This window comes from Gemella sp. oral taxon 928 (assembly GCF_001553915.1).
Taxonomy (GTDB): Bacteria; Bacillota; Bacilli; order Staphylococcales; family Gemellaceae; genus Gemella; species Gemella massiliensis.
Window position 1 is genome coordinate 1302911 of the sequence record NZ_CP014233.1, and the last position, 21023, is coordinate 1323933.

General features: G+C 31.3%; 22 protein-coding genes. 11 read left to right on the forward strand and 11 right to left on the reverse strand.

Annotated features, from left to right (window positions below; all coding sequences use genetic code 11):
- Positions 1-375: 375 nt before the first annotated feature.
- From AXE85_RS05995 to AXE85_RS06010, 4 genes are all read left to right on the forward strand, one after another.
- Positions 376-1503, forward strand: a complete 1128-nt coding sequence (locus AXE85_RS05995; RefSeq protein ID WP_062173921.1) for an acyl-CoA dehydrogenase family protein — start codon at positions 376-378, stop codon at positions 1501-1503.
- Between the two features lie 195 nt (positions 1504-1698).
- The gene (locus tag AXE85_RS06000; RefSeq protein WP_062173923.1) at positions 1699-2523 is read left to right on the forward strand and encodes a phosphate/phosphite/phosphonate ABC transporter substrate-binding protein; all 825 of its coding nucleotides are present in this window, start codon (positions 1699-1701) and stop codon (positions 2521-2523) included.
- Positions 2513-3694 carry a cobalamin-independent methionine synthase II family protein gene (locus tag AXE85_RS06005; RefSeq protein WP_062173925.1) on the forward strand — a complete coding sequence of 394 codons (1182 nt, stop codon included), beginning with the start codon at positions 2513-2515 and terminating at the stop codon, positions 3692-3694. The genes AXE85_RS06000 and AXE85_RS06005 overlap by 11 nt, the downstream gene beginning before the upstream one ends.
- Positions 3687-4154 carry an OsmC family protein gene (locus AXE85_RS06010; protein WP_062173927.1) on the forward strand — a complete coding sequence of 156 codons (468 nt, stop codon included), beginning with the start codon at positions 3687-3689 and terminating at the stop codon, positions 4152-4154. Before AXE85_RS06005 ends, AXE85_RS06010 begins: the two co-directional genes overlap by 8 nt.
- Before the next feature lie 37 nt (positions 4155-4191).
- Here AXE85_RS06010 and trxA read toward each other — a convergent pair whose 3' ends face one another.
- From trxA to AXE85_RS06025, 3 genes are all read right to left on the reverse strand, one after another.
- Positions 4192-4497, reverse strand: a complete 306-nt coding sequence (trxA, locus tag AXE85_RS06015; protein WP_062173929.1) for a thioredoxin — start codon at positions 4495-4497, stop codon at positions 4192-4194.
- A gap of 82 nt (positions 4498-4579) precedes the next feature.
- Complete coding sequence (gene groL, locus AXE85_RS06020; protein ID WP_062173931.1) at positions 4580-6184, reverse strand: chaperonin GroEL; 1605 nt, start codon at positions 6182-6184, stop codon at positions 4580-4582.
- Positions 6185-6196: 12 nt separating this feature from the next.
- Complete coding sequence (locus AXE85_RS06025) at positions 6197-6475, reverse strand: GroES family chaperonin (protein WP_062173933.1); 279 nt, start codon at positions 6473-6475, stop codon at positions 6197-6199.
- A gap of 245 nt (positions 6476-6720) precedes the next feature.
- Between AXE85_RS06025 and AXE85_RS06030 the strand changes: the two genes are divergently transcribed.
- The gene (locus AXE85_RS06030; RefSeq protein ID WP_021752661.1) at positions 6721-7107 is read left to right on the forward strand and encodes a MerR family transcriptional regulator; all 387 of its coding nucleotides are present in this window, start codon (positions 6721-6723) and stop codon (positions 7105-7107) included.
- A 44-nt stretch (positions 7108-7151) separates the two neighbouring features.
- A complete protein-coding gene (gene glnA / locus AXE85_RS06035; RefSeq protein ID WP_062173935.1) occupies positions 7152-8477 on the forward strand; it encodes a type I glutamate--ammonia ligase in 1326 nt (441 codons plus the stop codon).
- Between the two features lie 164 nt (positions 8478-8641).
- On the opposite strand, the gene fba is transcribed toward glnA, so the two are convergent.
- The 8 genes from fba to rpsB all read right to left on the reverse strand — a co-directional run bounded on the left by fba (position 8642) and on the right by rpsB (position 14371).
- On the reverse strand, positions 8642-9508 hold the full coding sequence (fba, locus tag AXE85_RS06040; protein ID WP_021752663.1) for a class II fructose-1,6-bisphosphate aldolase: 867 nt from the start codon (positions 9506-9508) through the stop codon (positions 8642-8644).
- Between the two features lie 99 nt (positions 9509-9607).
- A complete protein-coding gene (locus AXE85_RS06045) occupies positions 9608-10507 on the reverse strand; it encodes an RluA family pseudouridine synthase (RefSeq protein WP_062173937.1) in 900 nt (299 codons plus the stop codon).
- Between the two features lie 307 nt (positions 10508-10814).
- The gene (locus tag AXE85_RS06050) at positions 10815-11060 is read right to left on the reverse strand and encodes a YneF family protein (RefSeq protein ID WP_062173939.1); all 246 of its coding nucleotides are present in this window, start codon (positions 11058-11060) and stop codon (positions 10815-10817) included.
- Between the two features lie 3 nt (positions 11061-11063).
- Positions 11064-11273, reverse strand: coding sequence for a DUF896 domain-containing protein (locus AXE85_RS06055; RefSeq protein ID WP_062173941.1), 210 nt, complete (start codon positions 11271-11273; stop codon positions 11064-11066).
- Between the two features lie 2 nt (positions 11274-11275).
- Positions 11276-11833: a ribosome recycling factor gene (gene frr, locus AXE85_RS06060; protein WP_062173943.1), complete on the reverse strand. Its 558-nt coding sequence runs from the start codon at positions 11831-11833 to the stop codon at positions 11276-11278.
- 20 nt (positions 11834-11853) lie between these two features.
- Positions 11854-12567, reverse strand: coding sequence for a UMP kinase (pyrH, locus tag AXE85_RS06065; protein WP_062173945.1), 714 nt, complete (start codon positions 12565-12567; stop codon positions 11854-11856).
- 127 nt (positions 12568-12694) lie between these two features.
- On the reverse strand, positions 12695-13582 hold the full coding sequence (gene tsf, locus AXE85_RS06070) for a translation elongation factor Ts (RefSeq protein ID WP_062173947.1): 888 nt from the start codon (positions 13580-13582) through the stop codon (positions 12695-12697).
- 45 nt (positions 13583-13627) lie between these two features.
- The gene (gene rpsB / locus AXE85_RS06075; protein ID WP_062173949.1) at positions 13628-14371 is read right to left on the reverse strand and encodes a 30S ribosomal protein S2; all 744 of its coding nucleotides are present in this window, start codon (positions 14369-14371) and stop codon (positions 13628-13630) included.
- A gap of 280 nt (positions 14372-14651) precedes the next feature.
- Between rpsB and AXE85_RS06080 the strand changes: the two genes are divergently transcribed.
- The 5 genes from AXE85_RS06080 to prmA all read left to right on the forward strand — a co-directional run bounded on the left by AXE85_RS06080 (position 14652) and on the right by prmA (position 20937).
- Positions 14652-15635, forward strand: coding sequence for a DDE-type integrase/transposase/recombinase (locus tag AXE85_RS06080; protein WP_062174751.1), 984 nt, complete (start codon positions 14652-14654; stop codon positions 15633-15635).
- Between the two features lie 916 nt (positions 15636-16551).
- Positions 16552-17598, forward strand: coding sequence for a metal ABC transporter solute-binding protein, Zn/Mn family (locus AXE85_RS06085; protein WP_062173951.1), 1047 nt, complete (start codon positions 16552-16554; stop codon positions 17596-17598).
- A gap of 792 nt (positions 17599-18390) precedes the next feature.
- A complete protein-coding gene (locus tag AXE85_RS06090) occupies positions 18391-19101 on the forward strand; it encodes a metal ABC transporter ATP-binding protein (RefSeq protein ID WP_062173954.1) in 711 nt (236 codons plus the stop codon).
- On the forward strand, positions 19094-19888 hold the full coding sequence (locus tag AXE85_RS06095) for a metal ABC transporter permease (RefSeq protein WP_062173956.1): 795 nt from the start codon (positions 19094-19096) through the stop codon (positions 19886-19888). The genes AXE85_RS06090 and AXE85_RS06095 overlap by 8 nt, the downstream gene beginning before the upstream one ends.
- 113 nt (positions 19889-20001) lie before the next feature.
- Positions 20002-20937 (forward strand): 50S ribosomal protein L11 methyltransferase, encoded by a 936-nt coding sequence (prmA, locus tag AXE85_RS06100; RefSeq protein ID WP_062173958.1) that lies wholly within the window; start codon positions 20002-20004, stop codon positions 20935-20937.
- Positions 20938-21023: the final 86 nt, after the last annotated feature.

The window sequence follows — 21023 nt, forward strand, 5'->3', positions numbered from 1 at the left end:
TTCTCTGATAATAAAAAATAATAATCTGATAATTCTAACTACTATTTATTTTTTGTACCAAAGTTGACAAATCTTTTATAGTTGATAATTAATCTCAATTAAGAAATATTTTTATGTTTTAAATTATAATTTTTATATAACAATATTTAAAATCTAGTTAACATAATTTTTATAATTTTATTTAATTTTTAATTTTCTCTACTTTTTTATTAAAAAATTATTTTAAAACCTTTATTTTAAAAAGAAAAATTTAATCGTTTACAACCTTATTTTTTTTATATATAATGGTTTCTATAAGACATAGTTGACTTTTATTTTAATTATTTTCTATATACATTCACTACTGTCTAATCAAATTTTAGGAGGGTTAAATATATGACAACATTTTACAATAAGGCAAGAGAGTTCGCTAAAAAATATATCGATCCTATTGCAAAAGAAATAGATGAAAAAGAAAGATTTCCTGAAGAAGTTTTTGAAGAACTGGGAAAAGCCGGTTATTTTAAACTAATGATTCCTGAGGAATTTGGCGGTTTAGGTAAAAACATGCAGGAACATGCCGATGCTTGTCGTGCTTTCGCAAAATCAAGTGCTACTGTAGGTCTTTGTTATATGATGCACAATGTCGCTTTAAATTGTATTCTTTCTTATGCTGATGAATCTTTAAAAGCTAAAATCTGTAAAGACGTTGTAGAAAATGAAAAATTTTTGGCATTAGCTTATAGTGAACTTGGTACCGGAACTCACTTCTATATCTCAGATTTAAAAACTGATTTTAAAGAAAACACTGTTGTTTTCAATGGTGTTAAAAGTATGGTTACCTCTGCTTTACAAGCATCTTATTACTTAGTTCTTGCTCCATCTGATGTAGAAGGAGAAATCGATAACTGGATAATTCCGCTTAATACTGACGGATTAAACTTTAAACCTAATACTTGGCACGGCTTAGGTATGCGTGGTAACGTATCATGTCAAATGGTTATTGATGATGTGGAACTGGATAAATCTTGGCGTATTGGTAAAGCCGGTAGCGGTGTTGAACAAGTATTCACCATCGTTGCTACTTACTTTATTACCGGATTAGCGGCCGTTTATACAGGACTTTGTCAAGCTATTTTAGATGAAGCTGTTGAGCATACTACCAATAGAAAATATCCTGATGGTAAGTCTTTAAGCAATATTGAAACTGTTCAAATTCATCTTGCTAAAATCTATTCACAAACTAACGTTGCTGTCCTAGGAACAAATGAAGCTGTACGTAGTTTCCTAGCCGGAGAAGAAGATGCTCTTGCTAAAATTTTATCAGCACGTATTTTTGCTAGTGAAGCATCTATTGAACTGGCAAGAATTGGAATGCGTGTTGGTGGTGGTAAAGCTTATAATCGTATGGGTAATATGGAACGTTACTTAAGAGATTCATTTGCAAGTCACATTATGGCTCCAAGTGTTGACGTTCTCACACTTTGGTTAGGTAAAGCTATTACCGGTCAACAATTACCGTAAAATTAAAATGAAAGATAAGGGAGTAAAGAGCTTTTTACTCCCTTGCATACTATTAATATATTGATAAAAATATCAAAAAACATGATTAAGCAAACATTATATAAATCGCCGTTATTTATATTAATAGATCAATTACTTTTAATCATCTTTATCTTAAGGATTAAAAAATAAATATAAAAATATGAGGTAAATTATATGTCTAAATTAAAAATAGGAGCAGTTATCTATGCTCCAAAAGTAACAGTTATTTGGGAAATTATCGCTAAATTCTTTGAAGATGAAAACTTTCCTATTGAACCCATTTATTTTAAAAATTACAAAGAACAAGTTGATGCACTTATTAATGAAGAAATCGATGTTGCTTGGAATTCCCCGCTTGCTTGGTTAGATGCACACCTTCGCACAAAAGGAAAAGCATTAGACGGTTCTATGCGTGATACTGATCGTGACAGACAATCATTTATCGTTGTAAAAAAAGATAGCGGTATAAATAGTTTAGCAGATCTTAAAGGTAAAACCATAGGCTTTAGTGCTACTGATTCTCCACAAGCACGTCTTATTCCAATAAATCACCTACATAAAAATGGTTTGGAATTTTCAAAAGATTATATTGAAAAACGTTTTGATATTGGTGTAGGATTACATGGGGATCATGTCGGCGGTGAATTAGATTCAGCAGTTGCATTAAAAAATGGTGAAGTAGATGCCACGTGGATGCTTGACTTTAATTATCAAGCATGGACACTTGACGGAACACTTGATGAAAACCAGTTTGTAATTTTAGATAAAACAGATTTCTTTGATCACTGTATTTTCTCAGGTCGTCCGGAGCTGGATAAAGTACGTTTTGAAAAATTCCTTGAAGTTCTACACAAAATGGATTACACTAACCCAAAACATAAAGAAATGATGGATATGGAAGGTTTAAAAGAATGGATTCCGGGTCGTATAACCGGTTTTAAACAATTAACGGAAGCAAATGAATACTTAGATTTTTTAGGTGAATTTCATGGAAAATAATTTTAAATCATTTACAACTTCGCTACTGGGAAGTATGCCCCGTAGCAAAAAACTGCTTACCGCAAAAAGAAAATTTCTCAAAGGTAATTTATCACAAGAAGATTATAAAAAACTTTTAGATGAAGAAACTAAATTTTTTGTGGATTTACAAGAAAAAAATAACATTGATATTATTACCAGCGGTGAACTTGATCGTGATAACTATGTATCCTTTATCGCAAATAAATTAAATGGTGTTACAATGATGAGTATGGCTGATATGTTTGACTATATTGAAGACAAACAAGCATTCGAGCAAATATTAGAAACTCTTGATGTTCCTGCTATTAGTATTAAAAATGCTATTTGTACCGGAAAAGTCAGTTATAACAAACCGCTAGTTGCTGATGAAATTAAATATTTAAGAAAATTCACAACCTCTCCATTAAAAGCAACACTCCCCGGACCATACTTAATAACACGTTCTATGTGGCTACCGGCATTATCAAAACAACATTATAATAATAAAGAACATCTGGGAGAAGATATTATAAATGTTCTAAAAAAAGAAATTGATGAACTTGTGCTGCAAGGTGTCGAAATTGTTCAATTTGATGAACCCGTATTAACCGAAGTAGTTTTTACCGAGGGAAAAACACGCTCTTTTATGTGTGCTGCACTATCTGAAAAAAAAGATCCAACTCAAGAACTTGAATTTGCTACCCATTTAATCAAAAATGTTGTTTCTTATGCAAAAGAAAAAGGAATTTTAGTATCTTTACATGTTTGTCGTGGAAACTGGAGTCGCAATGAAAGTATTTTGCTAACCGGACCATATACACCTCTACTACCATTATTTGAAAAAGTTTTACCTAATATACTTACACTAGAATTTTCTACACCACGTGCAGGAGAATTATCCTCATTGCTTGAAAGTAAAATAATCAAAGAAAACTGTACACTAGGATTAGGCGTTATGAATCCAAGAACAGATGAAATAGAATCTTTAGAATCTATTGTTACCAGAGCAGAAGAAGCGTTAAAATTTCTTCCAAAAGAAAGAATTTGGTTAAATCCTGATTGCGGTTTTGCAACATTCGCTAACAGACCGGTCAGCACTGTCAATATTATTGATAAAAAACTGGCACGCCTAAGTGAAGCTAGTAAATACTTAAGGTCACGCTATGAATAATATCTATGAATCTCATAATTATGACGTTTCTTTTCGTGGTGTTTTGTCTCAAAATAAAGTTTTAAAACTTTTCACAAATAATGATTGCATAGAAGTTAGTAGTGAAATAGATTTTGATATTAATGCAGATTATAAAAGTAGCTTAAATTATTTTGCAAGTGCCACTTTAGGTGGAATAATACATAGTATTGTTAATCAAAGTCAACATGAAAATTTTGAAATTGAGGAAATTGAGGGAAAAATTCATTTTATATTAAAAAATCCCCTAACACTTTTAGGAGTTAAAGGATATAATGAAGAACCGAAAATAGATAAGTGTAAAATTATTATTTATTTATATGCTGATATAGAAGATGACGAATTAATAGAATTTTGTAATAATGCTTTAAAACGTTCATTTATTTATAACACTTTAAAATCTTCCATTGATATAAATATAGAATTTATCCCTATAATATAAAAGAGTGAGCAATTTTGCTCACCCTTTTTAACTTATATTAATATTTTGATAGAAACTCTTTTAATGCTTCTTTTGGTAAATATCCAGATTTTTCTGCCAATACTTCTCCATTTTTCATAATAAGTAATGTTGGAATTGACATTACACCGTATTCTGAAGCAGCTTCTTGATTTTCGTCTACATTAAGTTTATAAAATTCAATATTAGTTAGTTCATTAGATACTTCCTCTAATACAGGTGCTAACATTTTACATGGACCACACCATGGTGCCCAAAAATCAAATAGTTTTACACTATCAGTTTTTGATAATTCATAAAATTCTTTATCTGTAATTTCTCTCATTGTTTTCTATCTCCTTTTATATTATTGAGTATATATTATAATATTATTTGACGTTATTCAACTATTTTGTTTTGAAAATTTTCTACATCATCGGCATCTGTGGTGCTTGTGGTTCATCTTTTGTTATATCCGCTACAACAGCCTCCGTTGATAAGAATAAACTTGAAACACTCGCCGCATTTTGTAAGGCGGAACGTGTAACTTTCGTTGGATCCACTATTCCGGATTCAATCATATTTACCCATTCACCGATAGCAGCATTATATCCAACTCCGATTTCCACTTCTTTTAATTTTGCAACTATAACACTACCCTCAAGTCCTGCATTTTCCGCTATTTGACGAACCGGTGCTTCCAATGATTTTTTAATAATATTGATACCTGTTAATTCATCACCAACAGCATCTAATTTTTCTACTTCGGAAATAACTTGTACCAAAGCTGTTCCACCACCGGAAACTATTCCTTCTTCTACTGCGGCACGCGTCGAATTTAAAGCATCTTCTATACGTAATTTGCGTTCTTTTAATTCTGTTTCAGTAGCTGCTCCTACTTTTATTACAGCTACTCCACCTGATAATTTCGCCAAACGTTCTTGTAATTTTTCACGATCAAACTCTGATGTAGATTCTTTATATAACGCTTTTATTTGTAATATACGTGCTTCTATATTTTCTTTAGAACCTTTACCATCAACAATAACAGTATTGTCCTTTGTCACTCTTACTTTATTTGCACTACCCAGCATTGTAATGTTAGCATCTTTTAATTCCAAACCTAGGTCTTCTGTTATCAATGTTGCCCCTGTTAAAATGGCAATATCTTCTAAGACAGCTTTTCTTCTTTCGCCAAAGCCCGGTGCTTTCACCGCAACAACATTAAATGTTCCACGTAACTTGTTTACTACTAATGTTGCACTGGCTTCTTGCTCTACATCATCTGCAATAATCAATAATGGTTTAGCAGCCGAAACTACTTCTTCCAGTACCGGTAATATTTCTTGTACTGCGTGAATTTTTCTATCAGTTACCAAAATGTAAGGATTATCTAAATCTGCAATCATTTTTTCCGTATCACTTACCATATATGGAGATATATACCCACGATCAAACTGCATTCCCTCTACTACTTCCAGCGTTGTTTCCAAACCTTGCGATTCTTCTATTGTAATTACACCGTCATTACCAACTTTTTCCATAGCTTCTGAAATAAATTTACCTACCTCAACATCAGCAGCTGAAATAGCACCAACTTGTGCAATCTTATCTTTTGAATCAACAGTCACACTAATATCTTTTAATTTTTCCACTGCAACCTTAACAGCACGCTCCATACCTTTTCTTATACCAATAGGATTAGCTCCACTGGTTACATTTTTAAGTCCTTCCGTAATCATAGCTTGCGCTAAAATTGTCGCTGTTGTTGTTCCATCACCGGCAATTTCATTTGTTTTATTAGCAACTTCCGCCACGAGTTTTGCCCCCATATTTTCGTATGGGTCCTCTAACTCAATTTCTTTTGCAATTGATACTCCATCATTAGTAATAAGTGGTGAACCGAATTTTTTATCCAATACAACATTGCGCCCTTTAGGACCTAATGTTATTTTTACTGCATTAGCTAACTTGTCAACACCACGTTTCATTGACTGACGTGCATCTTCTGAAAATTTTATCTCTTTAGTCATATTTATACCTCCTTAGTCTTCCAATACTGCTAATATTTCTTCTTCATTTACAATATAATAAACTTCATTTTTATGTGTTATTTTCTTATAAACATCTGAAAAAACTACAACACTTCCGGTTGTTAATTCACCCTCATTAACCGCTGATAATAAACAACTCTCCCCAAGTGCTACCACTTCTCCAATATTTGATTCATCAGCACCTGTTGATGATAAAACAATTCCACTGGTAGTTTCTTGTTCTTGTTCAATTTTTTTCAATAATACATTATCAAATAATGGTTTAATCATATAAATCTCCTTTAATTACTTATTTTATTTTTATAATAAACTATACCATATATCATAAATCAAAAGTCAAAAAAAGTCAAATATTGAGTGTTATCTCTTTTTAATATTACAAGTTGCCATCAAAAGTTTATATCTCACTTGAATTGTGTGAGAAAATATAACATATACTTTCTTTATTAATTGTTTTCTGTTATATTAATAACGTAAGAAAAATATTTCACTACATTAAAAGAGAGGTGTTCTTAGTGGGTTTTAAAGAATTTCAGAAAAATCTTCCAGTTTTTTCCATTAGTGTTGTAACTAAAATAACACAACTTAGCGCTAGACAAATTCGCTATTATGAAGAAAAGAAATTATTTACACCTAAACGAACTGAAGGAAATACTAGATTATTTTCGCTTAATGATATAGATAAGCTGCTGACTATTAAAGACTTGCTTACAAAAGGCTTTAATTTAAAAGCTATTGATGAAATACTTAACGAAAAAGAAGTCTCTAGTCAAACAAATAAAATTCGTCAAATTATCCACAATGATATTTTCGCAGGTCCTAACGGACTTTCTCGTGAAGAACGTTCTATCGGTCGTGGTGATTTATCAAGATTCTACAATAATAAAAAAAATAAATTTTAATAATTTCGTTAAATTTTATTACATAAAACGAGAAGGAGAATACAATGACGAGAGATGAGATACTAAAAAAAATAAAAGAAGAAAATGTAAAATACATTAGACTTCAATTTACGGATATTACCGGAACTATTAAAAATGTAGAAGTACCTGTTAGTCAAATAAATAAAGTATTAGATAATAAAATGATGTTTGACGGTTCTTCTATAGAAGGTTTTGTTAGAATAGAAGAAAGCGATATGTATCTATACCCAGATCTTGATACTTTTTTAGTATTTTCATGGGATAGTGAATATGGAAAAGTAGCAAGATTTATTTGCGATGTGTATACTGTTGACGGAAAACCTTTTGCAGGTGACCCACGAGGTAATTTAAAAAAACTATTGATTAAAATGAAAAAATTAGGGTTCGATACTTTAAATCTTGGTCCTGAACCGGAATTTTTCTTATTTAGATTAAAAGAAGATGGCGAACCAAGTATCGATCTAAATGACAACGGTGGTTACTTCGATCTTGCACCTATTGATCTTGGAGAAAATGTTCGTCGCGACATAGTTCTTGAACTTGAACGTTTAGGATTTGACATTGAAGCCAGCCATCATGAAGTTGCACCGGGGCAACATGAAATTGACTTTAAATATGATAATGTAATTTCCGCTTGTGATAATATTCAAACATTTAAACTCATTGTAAAAACAATAGCAAGAAAACATGGATTACATGCAACTTTTATGCCAAAACCCATTTTTGGCATTAACGGTTCCGGAATGCATTGCAATGTTTCGTTATTTAACAACGGAGAAAATAGCTTTTACGATAAGGATAGCAAAAATGGTTTATCAAAAATCGCCTATAATTTTATAGCCGGAGTGCTTAAACACGCCCGCAGTTTCACAGCTATTTGTAACCCCACTGTTAATTCATACAAACGTTTAGTGCCGGGTTATGAAGCCCCATGTTATGTCGCTTGGTCTACCTCTAATCGTTCTCCGTTAGTAAGAGTTCCGGCTTCACGAGAACAATCTACTCGCATTGAGATTCGTTCTGTTGATCCGGCTGCTAATCCTTATTTGGCAATGACTGCAATTCTTGCGGCAGGACTTGATGGAATTGAAAACAATTTACTACCGGTTGATGAAGTAAGAAGCAATATTTACACTATGACTCGTAATGAAAGAATTAGCAATGGTATTAATGAGTTACCTTCTACACTTTATACGGCTTTAAAAGAACTAAACTCATCTCCTACCATGAAAGTCGCATTAGGTGATCACATATTTTATAATTTTATTGAAGCTAAATCTATTGAATGGGATTCATTTAGAACCCAAGTTACAGATTGGGAATTAGATCAATACCTTAAAAATTGTTAATATTAAATTTAGCCCTCATAATAAATAATTTTAATGAGATTTTTTGGTTGTATATCAACAAAAAATCTCATTATTTTTTAAAAACATTGATAAAAAAGGAATTGTAGATTTAAAATCCACAATTCCTATCATCAGTCCTAAATTTTATAGAACCCGTTTTTTATTTACGCTTTATTTCTTGAACCGAAAATATCGATTTTTTCATGAACCATAGCTTTGATTGCTTCAAATCCAGGATTTAATAATTTACGTGGATCAAACCCTTTTCCTGCAAGGTCTTTTCCGGCTTCAATATATTCTCTAGTCGCTGCAGCAAACGCCAATTGACATTCAGTATTAACATTAACTTTAGCTACTCCTAAAGAAATTGCTTTTTGAATTTGATCAGTTGGGATACCTGAACCACCATGTAATACTAATGGAATACCACCGGTTACATTAGAAATTTTTTCCAATGTTTCAAAACTCAAACCAGCCCAATTTTCCGGATATTTACCATGAATATTACCAATTCCGGCTGCTAAGAAATCTATTCCTAACTCTGCCATTATTTTACATTCTTGTGGATCTGCTAATTCACCGGCACCGATAACACCATCTTCTTCTCCACCGATTGAACCAACTTCGCATTCGATAGATAAACCTTTACCATGTGCTAATGCAATCATTTCTTTAGATTTTTCAATATTTTCATCAAATGGATAGTGAGATCCATCAAACATTACTGAACTAAATCCAGCTTCAATAGCTGCCTTAGTTCCTTCATATGAACCATGGTCAAGATGTAACGCCACCGGTACGGTAATATTTAATGCCTCAACCATTGCATCAACCATTGCTGCCACTGTTTTAAAACCTGTCATATATTTTGCAGCACCTTCACTCACTCCCAAGATTACTGGACTTTTTGCTTCTTCACAAGCTAACAAAATAGCTTTAGTCCATTCTAAATTATTAATATTAAAATGTCCTACTGCATATCCTTCTTTTCTCGCTTTCACAAGCATATCTTTTGCCGGTACTAATACCATGTTATTTTTCCTCCTTGAATAACTACTTACTTCTTATATCATACTACAATTTAAGAAAAAAATAAACCTTTTTTCTCTAAGTTTTTTCAATTATGTGTACTATTTATCTAATTTATCCATAATATCTAGTAAATATTTAGGTATTTCCGTCTCAAAATGAAGATTTTCATCTGTAATAGGGTGGTTAAATTCAATACTTTTAGAATGAAGCGCTTGCCCATTTGTATTTAATGTTTTACGTGGTCCATATACTAAGTCACCTACTAACGGATGATTAATATATTTCATATGTACTCTGATTTGATGTGTTCTACCCGTTTCCAACTCACATTCAACGAGTGTATAATTTTCAAATCTGTCAATTACTTTAAAATGTGTTATTGATGGCTTACCTTCATCTATAACAGCCATTTCTTTACGATCTTTTGGATTTCTTGCGATTGGAGCATCTATTGTTCCATAATCATGTTTAATACTGCCATGAACTAAAGCATAATATTTTCTTTTAACCTCTTTATTAGCTATCATTTCTGATAATTTCACATGTGCTTTATCATTCTTGGCTACTACCAACAAACCTGAAGTATCTTTATCAATTCTGTGAACAATTCCGGGTCTTACAGTTCCGTTAATACTTGATAATTTACTATGAAATAATAGAGCATTAACTAATGTTCCGTCTTTATGTCCAGGTGACGGGTGAACAACCATACCTTTAGCTTTATTTACTATAATCAAATCATTATCTTCATAAACAATATCTACCGGAATATTTTGTTTTACTACATTTAACTCTTCAGGTTCTTTATAATAAATTGTAATTATATTACCGTTTTTTAATTTAAAATTTGTTTTAGTAGGTTTACCATCTACCTTTATATATCCATCTACTATCAAATTTTGAATATTTGTTCTTGATACATCAATTAATTCTTGCTGTAAAAATTTATCAATACGTTCACTCTTATCAGAATTATAAATTATCTTTTTTTGTTCCATTACTACCTCCTTGCTATTTCACTATATTATATTAACTAAAAAAATAGTAATTGTAAACTAATAAGCTGAAAATAATAAACAGTTAAAATTTAAAAAGTAGCCACATCATCACATCGATTATTACAGTATAACTAATCATTTTAACAATAAATTTGTTATACCTAATAACAAAAATTAATGTTAAAGAAACTACTCTAATTCCAATGATTTTATAAATTGAAAATAATATTGAAATCATATATAACACTAATATAACTACAAAAAAATAGATGTCAATATATTAATACTGCATCTATTTTTTTAATTATTATTTTTTGCCTTGTTTTCTAGCTTGTTGTTGAGCTTTTTGCATATTGCTCATTACCTGATTTATTTTTTTACGTGATGGTTTTTGACCCATTTGGCTCATCATAGCCATCACCATATCTTCATTAATTTGAGGATTTTTCTCCATGTAATTCATAAAGTTACGTCTTGCTAGGAAGAAACCTCCTACAACACCCAGTAGTAAACATACAGCCCCTACTAAAATTATAATTGTTGTTGTATTCATGTCTTATTTTCCTTTCTTTTTCGGAGTAATATCTTCTCCATTTTCATTTATAACTCTTGTATTATCTAATATATTTCTCATATTAGCTTTAAAATTTTTTAAATATAACTGTCTATATTTTGCAAGTTCTTCTAGCTCATCAGCCGTTAATTCTCGTTCTTTTTTTATAACATTAAGTGAATTAATATTTGCAATAATTTCTTCCATTTCCATAATTACACACTCATCAATTCATCTTGTTTTTCTTTTGTAATTTTGTCAATTTCTGCAACAAATTTATCAGTTTGTTTTTGAATATCATCTGAATAACTTTTTAAATCATCTTCTGTAATCTGAGATGTTTTTTCCAGTTTCTTCATTGCATCCATTGCATCACGTCGAACATTACGAACAGCCACTTTTGCTCCCTCCGATTCTTTCCCAACTTGTTTTGAAAGTTCTTTACGTCGCTCTTCAGTCAATGCCGGAAAGACAATACGAATAACAGAACCATCATTAGCCGGATTTAATCCCAAATCAGATGCTTGAATCGCTTTTTCAATTGCTCCTAATAATGTTTTTTCATATGGTGAAATTACTAACATCTTCGGTTCCGGAACTGAAATACCTGCTACTTGATTAATTGGGGTCGGTACACCATAATACTCAACACTCAATCTATCTAAAACAGATGCACTAGCCTTTCCAGCTCTAATAGATGCTAATTCTCGTCTTAAACTAGCTATCGCTTTTCCCATTTTTTCTTCTAAGTTAATCATAATTTGCTCAGGCATAAATTTGTATACTCCTATTCTTATTTAATTATTGTTCCTAAATTATCCTCTGAAACAACTCTTACAATATTATCTGCATCATCAATAGAAAAGACTATAATTGGTAAATGGTTATCCATACAAAATGAAATTGCAGTCGAATCCATTATAGTCAACCCTTTTTGTATAATATCAATATATGACAATTTATCATACTTGGTCGCACTACTATCTATCTTAGGATCAGCAGTATATACTCCGTCGACACCGTTTTTACCCATTAAAATAGCTTCTGCTCCGATTTCTTTTGCCCTTAGTGCAGCAGTTGTATCTGTTGAAAAATATGGATTTCCAATCCCGGCTGCAAAAATTACAACTCTTCCTTTTTCAAGATGTCTTATTGCTCTTCTTCTTATATAAGGTTCTGCCATCGCTTTCATTTCAACAGATGTTAACACACGCACATCAACATCTTTTTGTTCTAATGAATCTTGTAATGCTAAAGAATTCATTACAGTTGCCAACATTCCCATAGAATCAGCGGTAGCACGCTCCATTCCCAGTTCTTCACCGGTTTTTCCACGCCAAATATTTCCACCACCTACAACAATGGCAACCTCTACCCCACGTTTTACAACTTCTACGATTTGTGATGTTATTTTATTTACAACACCGGAATCTATTCCAAATCCTTTTCCGCCGGCTAATGCCTCACCACTAAGTTTAAATAAAACTCTTTTATATTTAGTAGCCATTTTTATCCTCCTAAAAACATCAGATAATATATTAATTTTTAAATACTATTAACAACTTTTTAAAAAAGCACACACCAAGCAGTGTGTGCTTGACCTCTTTTAATAATTAACTATTTAAAGAGAACTTTTATTTACTAGCGTTAACTTGGCTCATTACTTCTTCAGCAAAGTTATCTTCTCTTTTCTCAATACCTTCTCCTACTTCATAACGAACAAATTTAGTTAATTTACCACCTTTAGATGCTACAAATTTTTCGACAGTAAAGCTATCATCTTTAACGAATTTTTGCTTAACAACTGTAATTTCTTCTAAGAATTTGTTAATTCTACCGGCAATCATTTTTTCAACGATATTAGCCGGTTTTCCTTCGTTTAATGCTTGTTCGGTTAATACTTTTTTCTCATGTTCAAGTACATCCGCCGGCACTTCACTTTCGTCTAAATATCTTGGTGCCAAAGCGGCGATATGCATCGCTACATCTTTAGCAGCCGTTTCATCAGTGCTACCTTCAACAAGTGTAAGAACTCCGATTTTCCCTCCCATATGAGAATATGCTCCAAACGCATCTGCATCAGTTTTAGTTACCACTTCAAAACGTCTTAATGAAAGTTTCTCACCAATTGTTGCAATACCTTCGTTAATAACCGCTTCTACAGTTCCACCTTGTGCTTCTACCTTTAATGCCTCTTCCAAATTTTTTGGTTCAGCTGTCAAAATTGCATCTGCAACATTTTTAACTAATGCTACAAATTTTTCATTTTTAGCAACAAAGTCAGTTTCTGAATTGATTTCTAAAATAACCGCTTTGTTCCCTTTTACTTCAATATAAGAAAGTCCTTCTGCTGCGATACGATCAGCTTTTTTAGCTGCTTTTGCAATACCGTTTTCTCTTAAATAGTCAATTGCTTTTTCAACATCACCATCAGTTTGCTGTAATGCTTTTTTACAATCCATCATACCGGCACCGGTACGTTCTCTTAATTCTTTTACTAAACTAGCTGTAATAGTTGCCATTTTTATGAGCGCCTCCGTTATTTTTTAATTATTTTATTCTTAAAATTATTCTTCTGTTGCTTCTACTTCTCCAACTTCAACGAATGCTTCTTCAGTTTCTTCAATATTACCTTCGTTATAAGCTACGAAAGCATCTGCCATTTTAGAAGTTAACAATTTAACTGCACGAATAGCATCATCGTTTGCAGGAATTACGTAATCCACATCATCCGGATCACAGTTTGTATCAACGATACCGACTACAGGAATACCTAATTTTTTAGCTTCCGCTATTGCGTTGTGTTCTTTTTTAGGATCAACAACGAATAGTGCATCAGGCATACCTTTCATTTCTCTAATTCCGCCTAAGAATTTATTTAGTTTATCATATTCTTTTCTTAATTCAATAACTTCTTTTTTAGGAAGAACTTCAAATACTCCATCAGCTTCCATTTTTTCAATTTCAGCGATTCTATCAATACGTCCTTTAATTGTTTTATAGTTAGTCAAAGTTCCACCTAACCAACGGTGATTGATGTAGTATTGTCCGCTTCTTTCAGCTTCTTCTTTAATCGCATCTTGTGCTTGTTTTTTAGTACCTACAAATAGCATTTTACCGCCTTGGTCAGCAATTGATTTTACAAATTCATATGCTTCATCAACTTTTTTTACTGTTTTTTGTAAGTCGATAATGTAGATACCGTTTCTTTCTGTGAAAATGTATTTATCCATTTTAGGATTCCATCTTCTTGTTTGGTGACCGAAGTGTACCCCAGCCTCTAATAATTGTTTCATTGAAATAACTGCCATAAGTTATTTTCCTCCTTGGTTTTTCCTCCGATATTCTCAAAGCTTACTGCAAACATCTCTGCACCGAGCAGCTACTCAAATACCGTGTGTTTTATTTTTGTTGAATTTTTACTCAACTTTATTAATTATATAGTATTGTCAATTAAAAATCAAGCATAATTACACTTTTTACATGATAAACTTGTAGTGTTACAATAGATGTGAGACATATAATAAAAAAAAGAAGAGTAAATCCTGTATAATGAAGTTACCTACAAATCAAAAAAAGGAATTTACTCTTATGAAAACTATTATAACAGAAAATATAGAAAAAACACAACGATATATACCTCATACTTTACAAACAAGAATAGCTGCAGTTAAAACTTATAGAAATGGTAACTCTATCCGCTTTATTTGTAGGCGCTATAAAATATCAAAAGCCTCTCTTTTGCGTTGGAATAAAAAATATGACGGTACTAAAGAGTCTCTTATAGATAAGTCTCATAGACCTCATTCCATTCACCCTAACGCCCATACAGTTGAAGAATTGTCTTGGATTAAAAATCTTATTAAACGTAATCCTAATATTTCTATGATTGAATTATATGCTAAACTTAAATTCAACAAAGGTTATAAAAGACATCCTTGTTCTTTATTTAGAGTGCTTAGAAAATTAGGTTTTTATAAAGATACTAAGAAAAAAGTAATTCCTTATAAACCTAAACCCTATAATACACCTACTGAAATTGGTAAAAAATGGCAACTTGATGTGAAATATGTTCCTAAACGTTGTTATGTAGGAGAAATTCCTGATAAATTTTATCAATATACTATCATTGATGAAGCTACTAGGGAAAGATTTATTTTCCCTTTTAAAGAACAATCATCATACTCTACTGTTCAATTTGTTAAAATGGCTATTGATTATTTTGGGTATAAACCCAAGATAATTCAAACTGATAATGGTTTTGAATTTACGCATTTTAAAGATACTAAACGAATACACCCTTTTGATGTATTGTGTAATAATCTTGGCATTAAACATCAACTTATTAGACCTAGAACTCCTAGACATAACGGTAAGGTTGAACGTAGTCATAGAAATGATAATGAACGTTTTTACAGGCATTTATCTTTCTTTTCGTATGATGATCTTATATCTCAGATGAAAAAGTATCTATATCGCTCTAACCGTCTTCCTATGCAGACTTTAAATTGGCTTTCTCCTGTTGAAAAAAGAAAAGAGCTACGGAAAGAGTCTATAAAAATATGCCGGCTTTAATTCCTTGTTAGATAATAGATTTCACAACTTATTTGTCAAGGACAAGGGCTACGCCTTTTTCAAATCCTTGACAAATAAGTTTTAGAAATCTGAAATGTTCTCTAAGGAATTAAAGCTGGCAAATCTAATCAAATAATGTAATTTACGTCGGGGGCTTCATACGGTTTACATAGAAGCTAGCTTCTATGTAATTCTATTATATCCGGTATTTATTTTTTACTTTTTTGTCTCACATCATTTACAAATGTACAAATTACACTTTTTACATGATAAACTAAAAAAAACATTCTACTTATTGGTAATTGTTATAGTTTCAACCTCAGCACCTCTGTCAATTACTTTGCTTTTAATCTAAATATTTATAATTCTGCACCTATAATGATACAATTATCTTCCATATATAATTCAGGAATAAAAAACTTTTTTTACCGTACAGTTGGCACTATGTTTTTTAACAACTTCTGTAAAATAAACTACCCTCTTTGTTTTAATTAAATTTTCTTTATTTGTAAAACAGCTTACCTTTCTCCTATAATCTGTAATTAATTATTCTTTACCTGCTACATCCTAAATTAAGTAATTATACTATAAACTATATATCCATTTATTCTAATAAATTATTTATATTTCTATATTGTACTTTAATCACCTAAAAAATTCTATAGCACATTATTATTAAAAATAATAAAATATCATATAGTCTTTCAATCTTTGTTACATCAATTTTTTACGTTTATCATCGAGCGTTTTTCTTTATTATAGTATTGTCTTATCTTTCGGCTTTATCTTATGATACACATTTTTTCGTCATTTTCTTTTTCAAAATAATTTCGATTTAACTGTTGATTTTTTAATTTTTCTGTATTATAATCTATTAGAACGTAATGATTACGAAATAAAGGAGATGTATTAAAAAATGAATAAATTAATAAAATTATTTTCTATTGTAGCAGCATTCTCGCTTATACTGGTAGGATGTGCTAATAAAACTAATTCAAACAGTTCTAATTCCGGCGAAAAAACAAAAATAGTAACTTCTGTTAACTTTTATGCAGAAATTGCTAAAAATATAGCAGGAGATAAAGCAGAAGTTTCTTCTATTATCAGTTCCGCTTCAGTTGATCCACACGATTTTGAACCAACTGCACAAGACGCTAAAAAAGTGGCTGATGCTAAAATTGCTATTCTTAATGGTGGTGGTTATGACTCTTGGTTCGAAAAGCTTACCGATAATAATAAAGATATAAAAAAAGTCGACGGTGCAAAATTGTTAGGTCTTAAAGACGGCGATAATGAACACATCTGGTACAATCCGGAAGTAATGGCAAAAGTTGCTGATGAACTAACAAAAATATTGGTAGATAAAGATTCAAAAAATAAAGATTTCTATGAAAAAAATAGAGACACTTACAAAAAAGAATTATCAAAAATAACAGATAAAATCAATTCTTTAAAAGAAAAAGCGAATGGAAAATATGTTTTAACTACAGAACCGGTATTCGATTACTCTGTTAATAGCTTGGGATTAAAAGTTTCAGATGAAGTTAAAAAACTTGCCAAAGCTACTGAAGAAGGTAACGATCCGTCACCAAAAGATTTGAAAGCTATCCAAGAACAAATTAAATCTAAAAAGATTTCTTTAATTATTAATAACACCCAAACTACCAACAAAACTGTTGAAGGATTAATCAATCTTGCAGAAGAAAATAATATTCCTATTCTTAATGTGACAGAAACACAACCTGACGGGAAAACTTATATCGAGTGGATGTTAGATCAATATAATAAACTTGAAGAAATTTTAAATGGAGGTAAAGGTGAAAAAGCATATCATATAGAAGGTGCTGAAGAAGGTCACTCTCATAACCACGAAGGTCATAGTCACTCTCATGAAGGACATGATCATGACCATCACGATCACAGTGATCATGATGATGACCACAAAGATGAAAAGAAAAATTAATTATTCACAAAGTTTAGATATGTAGTATAATATAAAGAAGAGATTGTAAATCGTATCTCTTCTTTTTTACTTATGTAATTTCAAAAAATAAATATTAATTATTCTTAAATAAATTTATATATTTATATACAAAATATTATTTGTTGCTGATTCTATAGTGGTGTGGCAACCTTAAGAACTCTCTTTAATTCTTAGGTTTATGAGTGCCTTTAGCACGAATAAATCTTAGAAGTAAAGTATGCAACAGGAACTTGAATTTCAAGGAATGTAGTGACGAGGAAATTCTTAGTTCCCACTGCTAACGTACGCAGTGGATTTCTTAAGGTTCACCTGAGCTTATAATCTCAGGTGAAGCCAGTATTCCACCACTAAGAACAGCAACGAACCTAATAGCAATGTTTGTAGTGGTAATAGTAAAATGCTAAAAGCATTTTACTTGGAGAATTTTATGCGTCAATTCTTTATTTATGAGTGCTATCTGCACATCATAAATATTAGAAGTGACGTATGCAAAGACACTAGTATCGTCAAAACCATAGGTTGCAGATGATGCGTTAGTGTCAACTGCTGACCCATGGCAGTAGCTACTAGCTAATCTTTTACTCACTTTGTTCGTAAAGATTAGAGTAGCCTTGCATACCTTACTTCTACGAATTTTTACGCATCATAGATGCTAAAAATTCTAGAATTAACCTAGGTTAGTTGTAGGCGTCCATACCACTACTAACCATTGCTGAAATATTTGTAAAATAATATATAATAAAAAATACACAATAAATTATAGGAGGTTTTATGGCAGAACTTAATATTAATGAACTCTCTTACTCTATTGGAGAGAAAAAAATTTTAAACAATCTTTCTTTTAAGTGTAGCTCCGGTGAAGTTGTCGCTATTGTCGGAAAAAACGGTGTTGGAAAAACTACACTTCTCAATAATATTTTAGAAAAACTTAACAAAGATACCAATATAAAATTAGTCGGTGAAAATGCAACAATAGGCTATGTTCCGCAATTTAGACAAATTGATGAGGAGTTACCCCTTTCTGTTGAAGATTTTGTTTCACTTCCTTTACAACAAAAACTTTTCCCATGGCTAAACAATAAAGAAAAGAAAAAAATCGAAACTGCACTATCTTTAACTAATTCACTTTCAAAAAGGCACAGTTCTATAGGGAGATTATCCGGGGGCGAAAAACAACGTGTTTTCTTAGCACAAGCTCTTATTAATAAACCTAATTTATTACTCCTTGATGAATTTACTTCTAATTTGGATAAACAAAGTGAAATCGAGTGTATGGAACTGGTAAAAAATATTACAAAACAAGAAAATATTATAACCCTTTGTATTACTCATGAACTTTCTTTGATTGATGAAAGATATGTTGATAAAATCCTTTATCTTTCTGAAGAAGGCTACAAATTTATGAATATTAAAGATTATAATAAAGAACAACATTCACTTAAAATATGTAAACATTATATAGGGGGCGAAAACCATGTTTAATTACGATTTTATGCAAAATGCCTTTATTGTCGGAACGATTGTTGCGATAATGGCGGGATATATCGGTGTTTTTGTTATGGCTCGAAATATGTCATTTATCTCACATACCCTTTCTCATGTTGGATTTGCCGGTGCGGCTTTTGCAGTATTTTTAGGTATAAACCCTATCTACGGCTTACTTATCTTTACAATTACGATGTCATATCTTGTTGGTCATCTCAGCGTTAAAGCATTTCGACGTGAGGCGACGGTTAGTGTTATGCTTGGAATTTTTCTTGGTTTAGGTTTACTTTTCTTATCATTAACTCCCAAAAGTACCAGTTACGTTAACAGCATTCTGTTCGGTAGCGTAGTTTCAATTACTCGCTCTGATGTAAAACTTATTTTTTCATTAGCTATTGCAGTAATAATACTATTATCACTGTTTTACAGAATAATAAAATTTGATTCGTTTGATGCCGTTGGTGCTAACGCACTAGGACTTAATGGAAAATTTATTTCTATTTTCTTCTTAGTTCTCTTATCAATTGCAACTAGTGTTACTGTTCCTGTAGTCGGAGCATTATTGATGTTTGTTCTTCTTACAGTACCCGCCAGTGCAGCAAGATATGTTACTAACAAAGTTGGGAAAATGATATTTATCTCCATCATTTTCGCCCTAAGTGGAACTTGGCTCGGTATAACATTATCATACTACACTTCCCTACCGGTAACTTTTTTTATTGCAAGTATCGAAGCACTTTTTTACTTTTTAAGTTTAGGATATTATAATTTAAAAAGAAAATAATGCGATAAATTCTATTATTTCATCTGATTTAATAGGATTTTTCTTTTTTAATTGCATGTTATAAAAAAATATTATAAGATGATTAAAGTAATAAATCTTGAAAGAGGTACAACATGAAAAATTGGGTTGAAATTACAATTCACACTACTAATGAAGCAAGCGAAATAATTGAATCAATTTTGTTAGATTATGGTTCTACCGGAGTTGCTATTGAAGATCCCACTACTTTAGAAGAAAATTTACACGATGATTTCGGCACTATTGTCGAATTAAATCCAACAGATTATCCTGATGTTGGTATTATTATTAGAGGTTATATAAATGAACTGAATTTCGACAATAAGGACTTTAATAAATTAAAAAGCGAATTAATTAAACTTGGTAAAAACATCAATATCGGTAAATTTTTTAAGATTGAAACTGCTATTATCAAGGATAGCGATTGGGAAAATTCATGGAAGGACTATTTCGATATACTAAATATTGGAGAAAAATTTGTTATTGTTCCCACATGGAAAGAATATAAAAATACGGAAAATAAGTATATAATAAACATTGATCCCGGTATGGCGTTCGGAACTGGTAGTCATGAAACTACTTCACTTTGTATTAAAAATCTTGAAAAATATGTTAATAAACATGATAACGTTATTGACGTCGGCACAGGAAGTGGAATACTTAGTATTGCTACAAGCTATCTAACCGACGGTAATATCAAAGCTGTTGATCTTGATAAACTTGCCGTTGATGTCGCCAAAGAAAATTTCACTTTAAATAATCTTGAAAAACGTATTAAAGTAGAACAGGTAAGCCTTCTTACCGAAGAAAGCAATAAATATAATATCATAGTTGCAAATATACTTACTCATATCATAGAACTTATGCTTGATGATGCTTATAATCTCCTTGAAGACAATGGTTACTTTATTACTTCCGGTATTATTCAAGAAAAAAAAGATGAATTATTAGAAAAAATGATTGCAAAAGGATTTAAACTAGTAGAGGAAACTTCTGAAAATGATTGGTATTCATTAGTTTTCACAAAATAATTTATATCCAGTAAGATCTATTTTATAAAAAATAACCCCTGTTGCTTATAACAAATTTAAAATTATATTTTATGACCTGAACATCT

Bases quoted from the DNA above. Each gene is read 5' to 3' on its own strand.
- AXE85_RS06080 (WP_062174751.1), top strand. From the start codon at position 14,652: ATGAAAACTATTATAACAGAAAATATAGAAAAAACACAACGATATATA.
- tsf (WP_062173947.1), bottom strand. From the start codon at position 13,582: ATGGCAACTATTACAGCTAGTTTAGTAAAAGAATTAAGAGAACGTACC.
- AXE85_RS06055 (WP_062173941.1), bottom strand. From the start codon at position 11,273: ATGGAAATGGAAGAAATTATTGCAAATATTAATTCACTTAATGTTATA.
- AXE85_RS06050 (WP_062173939.1), bottom strand. From the start codon at position 11,060: ATGAATACAACAACAATTATAATTTTAGTAGGGGCTGTATGTTTACTA.
- fba (WP_021752663.1), bottom strand. From the start codon at position 9,508: ATGGTATTAGTACCGGCAAAAGATATGCTTGTGAAAGCGAGAAAAGAA.
- AXE85_RS05995 (WP_062173921.1), top strand. From the start codon at position 376: ATGACAACATTTTACAATAAGGCAAGAGAGTTCGCTAAAAAATATATC.
- groL (WP_062173931.1), bottom strand. From the start codon at position 6,184: ATGACTAAAGAGATAAAATTTTCAGAAGATGCACGTCAGTCAATGAAA.
- pyrH (WP_062173945.1), bottom strand. From the start codon at position 12,567: ATGGCTACTAAATATAAAAGAGTTTTATTTAAACTTAGTGGTGAGGCA.
- AXE85_RS06090 (WP_062173954.1), top strand. From the start codon at position 18,391: ATGGCAGAACTTAATATTAATGAACTCTCTTACTCTATTGGAGAGAAA.
- glnA (WP_062173935.1), top strand. From the start codon at position 7,152: ATGACGAGAGATGAGATACTAAAAAAAATAAAAGAAGAAAATGTAAAA.
- frr (WP_062173943.1), bottom strand. From the start codon at position 11,833: ATGCCTGAGCAAATTATGATTAACTTAGAAGAAAAAATGGGAAAAGCG.
- AXE85_RS06000 (WP_062173923.1), top strand. From the start codon at position 1,699: ATGTCTAAATTAAAAATAGGAGCAGTTATCTATGCTCCAAAAGTAACA.
- trxA (WP_062173929.1), bottom strand. From the start codon at position 4,497: ATGAGAGAAATTACAGATAAAGAATTTTATGAATTATCAAAAACTGAT.
- AXE85_RS06095 (WP_062173956.1), top strand. From the start codon at position 19,094: ATGTTTAATTACGATTTTATGCAAAATGCCTTTATTGTCGGAACGATT.
- AXE85_RS06005 (WP_062173925.1), top strand. From the start codon at position 2,513: ATGGAAAATAATTTTAAATCATTTACAACTTCGCTACTGGGAAGTATG.
- rpsB (WP_062173949.1), bottom strand. From the start codon at position 14,371: ATGGCAGTTATTTCAATGAAACAATTATTAGAGGCTGGGGTACACTTC.
- AXE85_RS06085 (WP_062173951.1), top strand. From the start codon at position 16,552: ATGAATAAATTAATAAAATTATTTTCTATTGTAGCAGCATTCTCGCTT.
- AXE85_RS06045 (WP_062173937.1), bottom strand. From the start codon at position 10,507: ATGGAACAAAAAAAGATAATTTATAATTCTGATAAGAGTGAACGTATT.
- prmA (WP_062173958.1), top strand. From the start codon at position 20,002: ATGAAAAATTGGGTTGAAATTACAATTCACACTACTAATGAAGCAAGC.
- AXE85_RS06025 (WP_062173933.1), bottom strand. From the start codon at position 6,475: ATGATTAAACCATTATTTGATAATGTATTATTGAAAAAAATTGAACAA.
- AXE85_RS06010 (WP_062173927.1), top strand. From the start codon at position 3,687: ATGAATAATATCTATGAATCTCATAATTATGACGTTTCTTTTCGTGGT.